At 50.1% G+C, this 13,878-nt stretch carries 11 protein-coding genes; 10 read left to right on the top strand and 1 reads right to left on the bottom strand.

Features of this window, described 5'->3' with window-relative positions:
• Positions 1-194: 194 nt before the first annotated feature.
• The 5 genes from ygfM (at position 195) to EIZ48_RS08415 (ending at position 8,614) form a co-directional block, all read left to right on the top strand.
• Entirely contained in the window at positions 195-989 is a 795-nt protein-coding gene (gene ygfM, locus EIZ48_RS08435) for a molybdopterin-dependent oxidoreductase FAD-binding subunit (RefSeq protein ID WP_160650080.1), read from the top strand.
• A 2-nt stretch (positions 990-991) separates the two neighbouring features.
• Entirely contained in the window at positions 992-3,868 is a 2,877-nt protein-coding gene (locus tag EIZ48_RS08430) for a molybdopterin-dependent oxidoreductase Mo/Fe-S-binding subunit (protein WP_075765077.1), read from the top strand.
• Positions 3,869-4,180: 312 nt separating this feature from the next.
• Positions 4,181-5,596, top strand: coding sequence for a nucleobase:cation symporter-2 family protein (locus EIZ48_RS08425; protein ID WP_160650078.1), 1,416 nt, complete (start codon positions 4,181-4,183; stop codon positions 5,594-5,596).
• Between the two features lie 155 nt (positions 5,597-5,751).
• Positions 5,752-7,068, top strand: coding sequence for a guanine deaminase (gene guaD / locus EIZ48_RS08420; protein WP_160650076.1), 1,317 nt, complete (start codon positions 5,752-5,754; stop codon positions 7,066-7,068).
• A 163-nt stretch (positions 7,069-7,231) separates the two neighbouring features.
• Positions 7,232-8,614, top strand: a complete 1,383-nt coding sequence (locus tag EIZ48_RS08415; protein WP_075765071.1) for an NCS2 family permease — start codon at positions 7,232-7,234, stop codon at positions 8,612-8,614.
• A 191-nt stretch (positions 8,615-8,805) separates the two neighbouring features.
• Here EIZ48_RS08415 and mobB read toward each other — a convergent pair whose 3' ends face one another.
• Positions 8,806-9,321 carry a molybdopterin-guanine dinucleotide biosynthesis protein B gene (mobB, locus tag EIZ48_RS08410; RefSeq protein WP_160650074.1) on the bottom strand — a complete coding sequence of 172 codons (516 nt, stop codon included), beginning with the start codon at positions 9,319-9,321 and terminating at the stop codon, positions 8,806-8,808.
• A gap of 136 nt (positions 9,322-9,457) precedes the next feature.
• Between mobB and EIZ48_RS08405 the strand changes: the two genes are divergently transcribed.
• The 5 genes from EIZ48_RS08405 to EIZ48_RS08385 all read left to right on the top strand — a co-directional run bounded on the left by EIZ48_RS08405 (position 9,458) and on the right by EIZ48_RS08385 (position 13,876).
• The gene (locus tag EIZ48_RS08405) at positions 9,458-9,967 is read left to right on the top strand and encodes an O-acetyl-ADP-ribose deacetylase (protein WP_160650072.1); all 510 of its coding nucleotides are present in this window, start codon (positions 9,458-9,460) and stop codon (positions 9,965-9,967) included.
• A gap of 216 nt (positions 9,968-10,183) precedes the next feature.
• Complete coding sequence (locus tag EIZ48_RS08400) at positions 10,184-10,669, top strand: hypothetical protein (RefSeq protein ID WP_160650070.1); 486 nt, start codon at positions 10,184-10,186, stop codon at positions 10,667-10,669.
• A gap of 237 nt (positions 10,670-10,906) precedes the next feature.
• A complete protein-coding gene (locus EIZ48_RS08395; protein ID WP_160650331.1) occupies positions 10,907-11,977 on the top strand; it encodes an endonuclease/exonuclease/phosphatase family protein in 1,071 nt (356 codons plus the stop codon).
• A 110-nt stretch (positions 11,978-12,087) separates the two neighbouring features.
• Entirely contained in the window at positions 12,088-13,221 is a 1,134-nt protein-coding gene (gene prpC / locus EIZ48_RS08390) for a bifunctional 2-methylcitrate synthase/citrate synthase (protein WP_160650068.1), read from the top strand.
• A 46-nt stretch (positions 13,222-13,267) separates the two neighbouring features.
• Entirely contained in the window at positions 13,268-13,876 is a 609-nt protein-coding gene (locus EIZ48_RS08385; protein ID WP_160650067.1) for an alpha-ketoglutarate-dependent dioxygenase AlkB family protein, read from the top strand.
• Positions 13,877-13,878 lie beyond the last annotated feature (2 nt).

The raw sequence follows: 13,878 nt of genomic DNA, 5'->3' as shown, positions 1-13,878 counted from the left end.
ATGATGATGCAGATCTCATTTCGGGTCCGATTTCTGACCGTGCTCACGAAACTCATCTCTTATTAAAGTGACTGCCAAGTTTGGCTCAATAGTTGCCTTTTTAGTGCTTAAGAATATTAAAAAATCTTCATTACCTCTGATTCTAAAGAGAGCATGAATTTATAGATAAGTAGAATTCTAAAAAGGTAAGAAAAATGATTGAACACTACTTGAGACCGGACTCTACTGCCCAAGCACTCGACTTAATGCAGCAACATGCAGGCGCTGCAACCTGGTTTGCCGGTGGTTCCAAGCTAAATGCCGCCCCGAGCAAAACCGAAAAAACGGTAGCGATTTCGCTTGATAACCTGGCCTTCGACAAAATTGAACAACACGGTGAAGCCCTGCATATCGGTGCGATGTGCCGTATTCAGAACCTGATTGACAGTGAGTTGGTGCCAGTTGCTCTGAAGCAGGCTGCGGCATTTATTTATTCACGTCACGTGCGCAACCAGGCCACTCTGGGTGGTGAGATTGCAGCCTTCCAGCCTGAAGCATTATTGGTTCCAAGTTTGATGGCGCTTAAAGCGCGTGTTGTGCTTGCCGACGGTCGCGAAAGCGAGGTCGAAGACTATATTGCAGCCGATGAGCGCGATTTGATTGCCAAAGTGATCATCCCTGATGTGAACCTCACCTGCATCGGATACAACATTGTCCGTTCTGCGGCAGGTTTGGCGGTTGTGACTGCCGCTGTATCTATCGATAAGGAAGGGAACAAAATTATCGCCCTTGATGGCGTGTCACCAACACGTAATGGCGCAGCGAGACCTATTCGTTTACGCGACATTGAAAAGCAGGATTTAAAAGGTGAACTGTTAGAGCAGGCCGTGGCCGATGCCGTTCACCCTGTGGCCAATATTATCGGTAGTGTTGAATATAAGCGCTATATTGCCGGCGTTGTTGTAACAGATTTACTGGCTGAGTGTCAGCATCTGGCTGAGGAGGCATAACCATGACTATTACATTTACTCTCAACGGCCGCTCTCAGGAACTTCAGTGCCAGCCTGGTGAAAATGTTCAGAAGTTACTTCACGGTATGGGCCTTCATTCTGTACGTAACAGCGATGATGGCTTTGGTTTTGCCGGCTCAGATGTCATTTTGTTAAATGGCGAGCTGGTTAACGCCTCGTTATTAATTGCCGCCCAGTTGGAAGGTACCGAAGTTCGCACTGCTGAATCACTCAGCACACACAATAAGCTGGGTGTCGTCCAGCAGGCGATGATCGACGTGGGTGTGGTGCAGTCAGGTTATAACGATCCTGCCGCTGCTTTGATCATCACTGAACTGCTTGATCGTATTGCCGAGCCGACGCGTGAAGAGATTGACGATGCGCTCTCTGGCTTATTTAGCCGAGATGCCGGTTATCAACAGTTCTACCAAGTCGTGGAGCTGGCAGCGAAGCGTAAAAATACCCCAGATTATAACGAAGAGGTCGCCCCAGAGTTCTGTGATGAGCTGGATGTAGTCGGTAAGGTCAGTCCGAAAGATGACTCGGTGAAAATGGTTCAGGCCAAGCCTTGTTATGTCGAAGACCGTATTCCTGCAGATGCCTGCGTACTTAAGGTTTTGCGCAGCCCGCACCCTCATGCCTGGATTAAGCACCTGGATGTCAGCAAGGCTGAAGCGCTGGAAGGTGTTGTTCATGTCATCACTCATGAAAACTGCCCCGATATTCCTTATACCCCGGGTGGTCAGACAGGTCCTGAGCCGTCACCGCTAGATCGCCGTATGTTCTGTCAGAAACTACGCCATGTGGGTGACCGTGTTGCTGCTGTGGTTGCCGAGAGCGTAGAAATTGCCGAAGCTGCGCTGAAGCTGATTGATGTTGAATACGAAGTGCTTAAGCCGGTAATGAGTATTGATGAAGCTCAGGCACCGGATGCACCTATCATCCACAACGAGCCGATTGAGTATCTGGCAGGTGCACCGGCTGATTTGGACGAGCAGAACAAAAATGCCGATCCGCGTGAAGGCAAGTTGATTGTCAACTTCCCGATTGGTTGTGAGCCTCGTAAGAATATTGCCGCGTCGGTTAATGGCCAAATCGGTGATATTGACCAGGGCTTTGCGGATGCCGATGTGATCCTCGAGCGTACTTACGAATCGAAACAGGCCCAGCAGACACCAACAGAAACCCATATTTGTTATGCCTATATGGATGGCAACCGTCTGGTCATGCATGCCTCGACACAGGTACCGTTCCACGTTCGCCGTCAGGTTGCGAAGATTCTGGGTGTTAAACAAAACCGGGTACATGTCGTTAAAGAGCGTGTCGGTGGCGGGTTTGGTTCCAAGCAGGATATCCTGGTTGAAGACCTGACTGCGTTTGCAGCCTTTACGACCGGACGTCCGGTATATCTTCACTATACCCGTGAAGAAGAGTTCATTGCCTGTTCAACCCGTCATGTTGCCAAGGTGAACCTGAAGGTGGGTGTCAAGAAAGACGGTACCCTGACGGCTATCGACATGGACTTCCAGGCCAATACCGGTCCTTACGGTAACCACGCCCTGACAGTACCTTCTAACGGTCCTGCTCTGTCACTGCCGCTTTATCCGATTGATAATGTCCGCTTTAAGGTTACCACCTATTACTCAAACATCTGTCCGACTGGTGCCTACCAGGGTTATGGTGCGCCGAAAGGGGTGTTTGCACTGACTATGATGCTGGCGGAACTGGCCGAAGAAATTGATATGGATCTACTTGAAATCATCGAGAAGAACCGTGTCCATGAAGGGGATCCGCTGAAGATCAAAGGTGCTGTTGGTGAGGGTGACCTCCCTGCCGAACCGCCTCGCGTGCTTTCTTGTGCACTTGATGAAGTATTGCGTCAGGGCCGTGAAGAATTTGGTTGGGATACTCCGAAAGAAGATCTGGGTGGTGACTGGACTGTAGGCCGCGGCGTGGCAATTATTCAGCAGAAATCAGGGATCCCTGATATCGACCAGGCGAACTGTAAAGCCAAACTGGCTTCAGATGGTACCTTGATTGTTCACTCTGGTGGTGCAGATATCGGTACCGGTCTGGATTTGGTGGTAGGCAAAATTGCGGCCGAAACATTGAAGATGCCACTGGAAGAAGTAACTGTTATCTCGGGTGATACCGACCACTGCCCGTTTGATAAAGGTGCTTATGCCTCTTCCGGAACTTGTTTCTCTGGTAATGCTGCGAAGAAAGCTGCCGAGGCCATGCGTGAGCGCATCCTGATGTGCGGTGCTGAGATGCTGGGTGCAGAGGTTGCCGATGTCAAACTTGTCTTCCCTGCTACGGTTGAAGCGAAAGATGGCAAGCAGGTGACTTTCGGTGAGATTGCTCACCAAGCTGAAGGAGGCAAGGGCTGGGGACAGTTATTGACCAGTGGCAGCTTCATTACCTCTGATTTTGCCTTCCCGTATGGTGCAAACTTCGCTGAAGTGGCGGTTAACACCCGTACCGGTGAGATCAAACTCAACAAGTTCCACGCCCTGCTGGACTGTGGTACGCCAATTAACCCTGATTTGGCTCTGGGCCAGATCTACGGTGCGAGCATGCGTGCCATCGGCCACAGTATGAGTGAAGAGCTGATGTACGACGAGAACGGCGTACCGCTCAATACGGATCTGAAGAGTTACGGCGCACCTAAGATTGGGGATATTCCTCGGGACTTCCGTGCGGCACTGGTGCCAAGCGATGATCCAGTTGGTCCGTACGGTGCCAAGTCAATTTCAGAAATTGGCGTAAATGGTGCCTCCCCGGCTATCGCAACCGCGATTCATGATGCTTGCGGTGTGTGGATCCGGGAATGGAACTTCACACCAGAGAAGGTGCTGCGAGGTCTTAATAAGCTCTAAGTAATTCGAAAAGCGGTTAATTTTCAGGGGATGGGAAATAACCGCTTTTTTTATATATCAATTGATATTAATTACGAGTGAGCTGTCATAGCTTGGCCGGTGTTGACTGAACATGGCTTTGGTCACGGTGTATTGGGGTAAGGCAACACTTGGCGATTAGCTAGGTGAGAGACCCTTGGGGAATTTCTGGCTAGGTTATCGATTCCATACTCGTCCAATCTTTCTACGGATGCTGTCTGACTGAACAGGCACAAGAGAAGCTTTAAAGCTGACATCTATCCAGGGAAGTGTGAAGAAACGGATGGTATTGAAATGAAACTCTTTTATAACGTTGAAGACAAGCCTCCTGTCGGAGCCGCAATCTTACTAGCTTTGCAGCATATGCTTGCTGCCATGGGGGCGATTATTGCCGTTCCCCTGGTCGTTGGCAGTGCGATCGGTTTGCCTACCGATCAGATGGTTATTCTGGTGAATGCCGCCCTGATGGTATCAGGAGTCGTCACCATCATTCAGTGTAAAGGGGTCGGTCCTGTCGGGATACGCCTGCCTGTCGTGATGGGTACCAGCTTTACCTTTGTTGCCATATCAATTTCTATCGGCCTGGATGCCGGTGTCTCCGGAATCTTTGGTGCCTCATTGGTGGGATCGCTGGTAATGATTATCGGTAGTCGGTTCATGCCGCAGATCCGCAAACTGTTTCCGCCAGTTGTCTCCGGAACTGTCGTCGTTTTGATTGGTCTGACTATCTTGCCGGTATCGGTAGACTGGTTTGCCGGTGGTTTTGTCGGCCAGGAGGGATACGGACAGGTCAGTAACTTGATGCTCGGTCTACTGGTGCTGGTGGTCGTTATTGTACTGTCACAGGTTGGCAAAGGCATAATTTCGGCAGCCGCAATTGTGATTGGGATGGCGGTTGGGTATCTGACGGCCATCTTCATGGGCATTGTGGACTTTTCACCGGTACGCGACGCCGCATTTTTCGCCTTGCCGGAAGTGATGCCGTTCGGGTTGAGCTTTACCGTTAGTGGTATTATCGGGATGTCGATTGCCTATCTTGTTACCATTATGGAATCAACCGGTGACTTCCTGGCGCTGAGTGATGCGACACATACTAAGCTAACGGGTAAGAAACTGTCGAAGGGGATCTTGTGTGACGGTGTCGGAAGTGCATTAGCATCAGTATTCGGTGCGACGCCTTTCTCCTCCTTTAGCCAGAATGTCGGCATTGTTTCTATAACCGGTGTCGCCAGCCGTCACGTGGTGGCTGTAACCGGTATTATCATGTTGCTTGCCGGCATGTTCCCTAAATTGGGCGGTATCGTGGTAACCATTCCTTCGCCAGTGCTTGGCGGGGCAGGGCTGGTGATGTTTGCGATGATCATTTCGGCGGGGATCGGCATTCTTTCCCGGATTAACTTTACCAAACGAAACATGCTGATTATTGCCGTCGGTGTTGCCTCCGGCATGGCGGTGACTGTTCGTCCTGAAATTCTTACCTATCTGCCTGATTCAATGAGGGTGATTTTAGGTTCGGGTATTACAACCGGTTCTCTGGTTGCGCTGGGACTTAACATCGCACTGGGCATCAACCGGGCTGACGAAGCCGAAAGTGCCCAGGAAAAGCGCGAGGCGCTCGAAGAGCAAATCAAAGAGTGCGAAGCCTGTAACCGCGCCCTCGAAGAGGAAGAAAACCTTGCTCGCCAGCAGGCGGAGCTGGAGCGAAATTAATACGCAAAGAGCCCGCTGGCGGCTTTGCAAAGCAGAGTTCAAAACTCTACACAACAGATTTATAAAAGGTCAGTACGTAGCTTGTTCACGGGATCACCCTACTGGTTTCATGAGCTAACAACAGGTGGGCGTACAAAGACATTAATGAGGTAATTATGGAATATAGCCAATCTATCAAGGCAATTCGTGCATCAATTATGGATATTGCCCATGTGGTTGATAAGCCGGAGGATATCGAGAACAATGTCCGCTTTATCGAAGATGGTTTGATGCTGGTTGACAATGGCCGTATTGAATGGGTCGGACCCTGGGAAGAGGGTAAGGACATGGTCCCTGCATCGGTACGCATTCGCAGTTATCCGGGCAAACTGGTGATGCCGGGATTTATTGATACCCATATTCACTACCCACAGGCTGAAATGGTGGGCGCCTACGGGGAGCAGCTGCTTGAGTGGCTGAACAATTACACCTTCCCGACAGAGGCCCGGTATAAGGACAAAGACTACTCGCGGGAAATGTCGACGTTCTTCATCAAGCAGTTACTGCGTAACGGTACCACCACCGCGCTGGTGTTCGGCACCGTTCACCCCGAGTCAGTGGATGCCTTGTTTGAAGAAGCCGAAAAAATCAACATGCGGATGATTGCCGGCAAGGTAATGATGGACCGCAATGCGCCGGACTATCTGCTTGATACGCCGGAAGTCGGTTATAACCAAACCAAGGAACTGATTGAAAAATGGCACAAGCGCGGTCGTTTGCTATATGCGATCACTCCTCGTTTTGCGCCGACTTCAACCCCAGAGCAATTGGCCATGGCGGGTAAGCTGAAGGAAGAGTATCCAGATACCTATGTTCATACTCATCTTTGTGAAAACAAGAATGAAATTGAGTGGGTGAAAGAGCTGTATCCGGAGCAGGATGGCTATCTTGACGTTTATCATCACCATGGCCTGACGGGCTCCAAGAGTGTGTTTGCCCACTGTATTCACCTGGAAGACAAAGAGTGGGACTGCCTCCATGATACGGACTCGGCAATCGCATTCTGCCCGACATCCAACCTCTACCTTGGCAGCGGCCTGTTCAAGTTGCAGGAAGCCTGGAAGCGCAATATCAAAGTGGGTATGGGAACCGATATTGGTGCCGGTACCACATTCAATATGATGCAGACGCTAAACGAAGCCTACAAGGTCATGCAGCTCCAGCAGCATCGCTTATCTGCATTTGAAGCCTTCTACCTGGCGACATTGGGTGCCGCGAAATCGCTGTCACTGGATCATTTGATCGGTAACTTCGAAGTAGGCAAAGAGGCCGATTTCGTCATTATCGACCCGTGTGCCACCCCGCTGCAGCAGCTTCGCTATGACAGCTCGAAAGATCTGGCTGAGAAATTGTTCATGCTGATGACGCTGGGTGATGATCGCAGCATTTATCGAACCTACGTTGACGGCCGTTTGGTATACGAGCGCGGCTGATATACCGCTTAAGAATAAAGATTCAAAAAATAAAGAAGTTTAGAGGTAATTAAATCTTCGTTGAGAGGAAGCTCAACACACTTTCTGGGCAGTAAAGGGCGCGCCTCATTGATCGAGGTACAGCGCGCTCTTTACTCTCAATGACAAACAAGGAACTATCACCATGTCTGAAAATAGTACAATTCAAAGTGATCCCGCCAATATTGCAACAGAAACAAAACCACAAGGCGGATTAGACGGTTATTTTCACATCTCGGCGCGCGGCAGTACCGTTAGGCAGGAAATGGTTGCAGGTTTAACAACCTTCCTCGCGATGGTGTACTCGGTTATTGTTGTGCCGAGTATGCTAGGGGCTGCAGGTTTTAATCAGGGAGCGGTATTTGTCGCAACCTGTCTGGTAGCGGCATTCGGTTCGTTGCTGATGGGGCTTTGGGCCAAATTGCCAATGGCGATTGGTTGTGCCATCTCGCTGACCGCTTTCACCGCATTTAGTTTGGTGCTGGGGCAGGGGATCAGTATTCCTGTTGCGTTGGGTGCCGTATTCCTGATGGGTGTCCTGTTCACCGCTATCACAGTCACTGGCGTGCGTCAGTGGATCCTCACTAACTTGCCGTTTGGTATTGCCCACGGAACAGGGATTGGTATCGGTCTGTTCCTATTGCTCATCGCCGCTAACGGTGTTGGCCTGGTTGTGAAAAACCCGCATGCGGGTCTGCCGGTGACATTGGGCTCGTTTACCTCTTTACCTGTGTTGATGTCGATTATTGGTCTGGCGGCTATCTTCGGTCTTGAGAAGCGACGCGTTCCGGGTGGTATTCTGCTGGTCATCATTGCGATTTCTATTTTCGGTCTGATTTTTGATCCGAACGTCACATACCAGGGCTTGTTCGCCATGCCATCATTTGGTGCCGAAGGTGAATCACTGCTAGGTAGCCTGGATATCATGGGCGCACTAAGCCCGATTGTTATCCCAAGTGTTCTGGCACTGGTCATGACCGCAATCTTTGATGCGACTGGTACGATTCGTGCTGTTGCCGGTCAGGCTAACTTACTTGATAAAGACGGCCAGATCATTAACGGTGGTAAGGCCCTGACAGCGGACTCGGTCAGTAGTATCTTTGCCGGCTTTGTTGGTGGTGCCCCCGCAGCAGTTTACATCGAGTCAGCAGCAGGTACGGCTGCTGGTGGTAAGACAGGTCTGACTGCAACGGTTGTCGGTGGTTTGTTCTTGTTGATGCTTTTCCTATCACCTGTTAGCTACCTTGTGCCTGCCTATGCGACAGCGCCAGCACTTATGTATGTGGGTCTGTTGATGATGAGCAATGTCAGTAAGCTGGATATGGCCGACTCTGTCGATGCATTGTCTGGTTTGATGTGTGCTGTGTTCATCGTGCTAACGGGTAACATTGTTACTGGTATCATGCTCGGCTTCAGCTCATTGGTGATTGGCCGCGTTATTTCAGGTGAATACAAGCGCCTTAACGTGGGTACCGTTGTTATTGCTGTGGTTCTGGTTGCGTTCTATGCAGGTGGCTGGGCGATCTAAGTATTGCTAACCCCCCCAGCCTCCCCCTTAATAAAGGGGGAGGAGCTTTCTTTGTATATCATAGCCGTTTCGCACCATAGCTTTGTTTGAATGGTTATGATGTTTGCTCAATATAAAAAGCGAGAGCCTGTTGGCTCTCGCTTTTTTAGTGTGTGGAATAGACGGCCATTGGTAGTGAATATCAGCTATCTTTACTGCTCTTTTAGCCAGGCAACAACAAAATCGACGACGTCTTGCGGACGGTTGAGGTCAAGCTGGGGTAGGGTGCAGCCTTCGGGGCAGTCGCCATCGGTGGCAAAGGCGATAATATTGTCGTCGTTAGGGTGCAGCAGTGGCTTGCCGTAACTTGGACGATGAATTTCTATTTTGGTAAAGGCTTCGTCGCGGAAACCTTCGACCAGCACAAGATCCAACTGGCTGTGATCGAGTTGTTGCAGGCAGGCTTGCAGCTGTGGTTCTTCGCGATCAGGCTCCGGGTACTCGAAGTACAGCATATGCCTCTCTTTTGTCGCCATGAGTGTCTGGGCGCAACCAGCATGGCGCAGGCGATAGCTGTCTTTCCCCGGGGTATCTGGGTCGATACTGTGGTGGCTGTGTTTGACCAGGCCAATTCGCAAGCCTTGCTGCTTCAGCAACGGAATAAGTTGTTCCAGTAGTGTTGTTTTTCCTGAGCCGCTGTAACCGGCAAAACCTATAATTGGAGTCATGGAATACTTCGAGTAAGTCTGTTTGTCCTGATCCTAATTGAAATTACGCCCCACGTCATGATGTAAGCAGGATTAAGTGCCGAAATCTGGGGGATCAGTGTACGAACAATGTGTTCAGAAAATGATAGGAATGATTATGGCTCAACTCTCAGCAATTCAAACAGATATTACAACTCTCGATGTGGATGCTATCGTCAATGCAGCAAACAATTCGTTGTTAGGAGGCGGAGGTGTTGACGGTGCTATCCATCGTGCTGCCGGGGCTGAGCTGCTGGCCGAATGCCGGACGCTGGGTGGTTGCAAGACTGGCGAAGCGAAGCTAACCAAAGGCTACCGCCTACCGGCAAAATATATCATTCATACCGTCGGTCCGGTATGGCACGGCGGCAGTCAGAATGAGGAACAGTTGTTGGCGAGTTGCTACCGAAATGCAATGTCGCTGGCTCGTCAGGCTGAGGCCAAAAGTATAGCTTTTCCCTGTATCAGTACCGGGGTGTATCATTTTCCCAAGCAACGTGCGGCTGAAATTGCGGTTAAGACGGTGCAAGAAGAAGTGGCTAATGATGACAATATTGTTCAGGTCTACTTTGCTTGTTTTGCTACCGACGATTTACAGACTTATCAAATGCTGTTAAATCATCACTGAGTATGCTTGTATCAATAGTGAGTGAAGGAGACTTTTTTACCCTTAGGAGACAGATTCAGGCTACATTTATTGTGTAGCGCGTTTACATCGGTAATTATCAAAATGAAGTAATTAGTGCGCTAAAATTTATAGTGTTTCGTGATTCAGCGTAATTTCGACAGGAAGTCGCCGTTCTGTTTTACGAATATGGTCAGAATAAGCATCAGGGAGAGTGCAATGTGGGCAACGTTGGATTTTGAGGCGTCTGGGTTATCCGATCAGTCTTACCCGATAGAGGTTGGGTATTCCTTACCAGATGGTAGTGGTAATAGCTTGTTGATTAATCCACTAACGGCAAGCGATGTTTGGCAATACTGGGACGACTTTGCCGAACATGAAATTCACCGAATTTCCAGGCAGGAACTGCATCTCGAAGGGCGGCAGGTAGTTGAAGTGTGTCAGCACCTTAATGCTGTTCTCGGTCAATATGAATATGTCTTTTGTGATAGCCAGTGGGACCTATTTTGGTTAGGCCGCCTGTATCATGCGGCACATATGAGACCTTCTTTTATGCTGACGGAAATCGGCCATTGGCTGATGCAGGAAAATGGCATTGAGCGAGCGCGTTTTCAGTTGGCTCTTGAAGAACAGGGGCCCGTGAAGCACCGGGCCATGCATGACGCGCAGCAAATCAGGTTGGCGATCACCCAATTGATGAGCTGAATTAATCTTGAAACAATCGACTTTAACAGAGCGGAAATTATCATGCTTGCGGGCAAATCTGTATAATTTCCGCTTATTTGTGTTTTTGTCGAGTACCTTTTGTTGTCCGATTTAGTGTTTCAACCACGTTCTAAACATAGCTCTGAACATAGATCTAAACATAGTTCTGAACATTCCTCAGACTCAGAATCATCTTCATCACCGCATGTGCTGCGGGTTGCTGTGTTTAATATTTCAATGTCGGCACCAGCCCCCGGGCAAATCCTCGAACAGACGGCCTCCAAGTCGGATACCAGGTTGTCTAAACTTGCTGCAATTATTCAGCATACGCGACCGGATGTGTTGATGCTGTGTGAGTTTGATCATCCCGGAGAAGGCGGCGATGACGGTAGCCTTGCAAACTTCTGCCGTCATTATCTTGAGAGTTCACAGCACCAGCAGCAACCTATCGACTATCCGTACCGCTATTGTCCGCCGACAAATACCGGCCTGATGAGTCCGTATGATCTTGATGGCGACGGGGTGCTGACCCTTCCGGGCGACGGCTTGGGGTTTGGTGAACATCATGGCCATTTCGGTTTTGTCCTATTGTCTCGTTTCCCTATTGAAGAGGAGGCGATCCGTTGTTGGCAAAATATGCTCTGGCACGATCTTCCCGCCAATGTGATGCCAGAGAACTATTACAGTGAGCAGGCCGAGCAGGTATTGCGCCTGTCCTCGAAAAACCATGTTGTCGTTCCCGTGAATGTTGCAGGGCATCGGATCAATTTGGTGTGCTGTCATCCGACACCGCCGGTGTTTGACGGTGATGAGAAACGTAATGCGCGCCGCAACCATGACGAGTTGAAGCTGGTGACAGATATTATCGACAATGCGGATTACCTTAGCGATGACAACGGAAGGGTAGGAGGTCTGGAGAAAACGGACCGATTTGTCGTGCTAGGTGATCTGAATGCCGACATGGCCGACGGTGACGGGATGAAATCGGCCATTCGCAACCTTCTGCTCCATCCCCGAGTCAACCGCATGGTCAGTGCCGGTAAGATGACACCCAAAAGTGTGGGCGGACGGTTTGCGCTCGCCTGGCAACAGCGAAAGGGGAGGTCGACTGAGTGGACGCATATTTCGGGCTTAAGGCTGGATTATGTCCTGCCTTCCTCCAACCTCAAGGCATTGCAGTCCGGTGTATTCTGGCCGGATAAAAAAGATCCGATGCGCTATTTGATCAGTGATGACAGAGGACGGGACCGCCCGCAAGCCGGTTCGGATCATCGCCTTGTCTGGGTCGATATTGCGCTAAATACCTAGCCTCAGAATGATTTGTAAGCCCGGTATGATATTTTCCCCAAGTGGTTGAACTGATTGTTCTCACCTATCTTTAGTTTGGGGATAGCCTCTGACGATCAAGGAGTCATATTATGCCGGGTACACAAAAAGCACTAGGCGGTGAAGGGTTGCGAGGACAAAGTGCGGGTTCAACGGCTCTGTGTACTGTGGGAAAAACCGGTACGGGGTTAACCTACCGTGGATATGATATTTCTGATCTGGCAGCGCATGCCGAGTTCGAAGAGGTTGCTTATCTCTTGCTCAAGGGAAAGCTACCGACTCGAACAGAACTGGCTGCTTATAAGAGCAAGCTTGTTTCCTATCGCGGGCTACCGATGGCGTTGAAAGCGGTTCTCGAGCAGATCCCTGCTGATGCTCATCCTATGGATGTACTGCGAACCGGGTGTTCGATGCTGGGTAACCTTGAGCAGGAGCATGACTTTGACGAAGAGTATGACAAAGCGGATCGTTTGCTTGCCTTGTTGCCAGCCATTATCTGTTATTGGTATCGCTATAGCCACCATGGGGTAAGGATTGAGACCTATTGCGAGCAGGACAGTATTGGCGGCTATTTCTTGAAGATGATCACCGGTGAAGAACCGTCAGAGCTGCACCGTCAGGTGATGCACTGCTCGCTGATTCTTTACGCGGAGCATGAGTTCAATGCCTCGACATTCTCCGCTCGGGTCTGCGCATCGACACTTACCGACCTTTACTCCTGCATAACTGCAGCCATTGGCACCTTGCGTGGCCCGCTACATGGAGGAGCCAATGAAGCGGCGATGGAAATGATCGAGAGTTGGCAATCCCCTGATGAAGCCGAGGCTGGCATCCTGGCTATGCTGGCCAATAAAGAGAAAATCATGGGTTTCGGTCATGCAATTTATCGTGAGTCAGACCCGAGAAATGCATTAATCAAGGCGTGGTCGGAGAAACTGGCCGCACAGGCTGATGATGCGGTACTGTATGATATCTCGGTGCGGGTCGAAGACGTAATGAAGCGCGAGAAATCGTTGTTTGCCAATGCCGATTTCTTCCATGCGACTGCATACCATTTTATGGGGATCCCCACCCGGCTATTTACCCCCATTTTTGTTATGAGCCGGGTAACAGGCTGGGCGGCCCATGTGTTTGAGCAGCGTGCACATAACCGGATAATCAGGCCGAGTGCTGATTATATTGGTCCCGGCCACCAAGACTGGTTACCAATAGAACAGCGTCACTGAGCATTAGGAGTGCTCTGTAGGGATAGATGAATAAGGAGCTGACGTAATGGAAAACCTGGATCTGTTTTCGCCGCCTGTTGCTTCCGGTGAGTGGCTGGACATACCGGACGGGAAGTTGTTCTGGGCTCCGAACTTCCTGTCTACAGCAGATGCCGATGATTATTTTCACCGGTTGTCGGTAGGGCTGAATTGGCAGCAGGAAACTATCAGAATGTTCGGTCGAGAGGTGTTGCAGCCAAGGCTTCAGGCATGGTGCGGCGATGCCGTATATTCCTACTCGGGGCTAACCATGTATCCGGCTTCGTGGACGCCTGAGCTGTTAGCCATAAAGTCCGTCTGTGAGCAGGTGTGTGAAAGCAGGTTTAATTCGGTATTGGCGAATCTGTATCGAAGCGGTCAGGATTATATGGGCTGGCATCAGGACAACGAGCCAGAGCTCGGTCCTCAGCCGACTATTGCCTCGGTCAGCCTGGGCGAAGAAAGGCGTTTTGTTTTAAAGCACCTGGCAAGTAAGCAGAAAGTGGAATTTAACCTTCAGCCCGGCTCATTGCTAGTCATGGCGGGAACAACTCAGCAGTTCTGGTCTCATTCCGTCCCCAAAACTCTGCGCTTCAAAAGTCCCCGCATAAATTTGACCTATCGAACGATTTGTTAAGA

Origin of the sequence: Photobacterium alginatilyticum, assembly GCF_009910675.1 — a bacterium.
GTDB classification, from domain to species: domain Bacteria; phylum Pseudomonadota; class Gammaproteobacteria; order Enterobacterales; family Vibrionaceae; genus Photobacterium; species Photobacterium alginatilyticum.
The sequence above is the reverse complement of the archived record's forward strand: the minus strand, read 5'-3'. Positions and strand labels throughout refer to the sequence as shown.

What these genes read in the sequence shown, in the direction of transcription:
- EIZ48_RS08400 (WP_160650070.1), top strand. Translation starts at nt 10,184, where the DNA reads ATGTGGGCAACGTTGGATTTTGAGGCGTCTGGGTTATCCGATCAGTCT.
- mobB (WP_160650074.1), bottom strand. Translation starts at nt 9,321, where the DNA reads ATGACTCCAATTATAGGTTTTGCCGGTTACAGCGGCTCAGGAAAAACA.
- EIZ48_RS08415 (WP_075765071.1), top strand. Translation starts at nt 7,232, where the DNA reads ATGTCTGAAAATAGTACAATTCAAAGTGATCCCGCCAATATTGCAACA.
- EIZ48_RS08385 (WP_160650067.1), top strand. Translation starts at nt 13,268, where the DNA reads ATGGAAAACCTGGATCTGTTTTCGCCGCCTGTTGCTTCCGGTGAGTGG.
- prpC (WP_160650068.1), top strand. Translation starts at nt 12,088, where the DNA reads ATGCCGGGTACACAAAAAGCACTAGGCGGTGAAGGGTTGCGAGGACAA.
- EIZ48_RS08425 (WP_160650078.1), top strand. Translation starts at nt 4,181, where the DNA reads ATGAAACTCTTTTATAACGTTGAAGACAAGCCTCCTGTCGGAGCCGCA.
- guaD (WP_160650076.1), top strand. Translation starts at nt 5,752, where the DNA reads ATGGAATATAGCCAATCTATCAAGGCAATTCGTGCATCAATTATGGAT.
- EIZ48_RS08430 (WP_075765077.1), top strand. Translation starts at nt 992, where the DNA reads ATGACTATTACATTTACTCTCAACGGCCGCTCTCAGGAACTTCAGTGC.
- ygfM (WP_160650080.1), top strand. Translation starts at nt 195, where the DNA reads ATGATTGAACACTACTTGAGACCGGACTCTACTGCCCAAGCACTCGAC.
- EIZ48_RS08395 (WP_160650331.1), top strand. Translation starts at nt 10,907, where the DNA reads ATGTCGGCACCAGCCCCCGGGCAAATCCTCGAACAGACGGCCTCCAAG.
- EIZ48_RS08405 (WP_160650072.1), top strand. Translation starts at nt 9,458, where the DNA reads ATGGCTCAACTCTCAGCAATTCAAACAGATATTACAACTCTCGATGTG.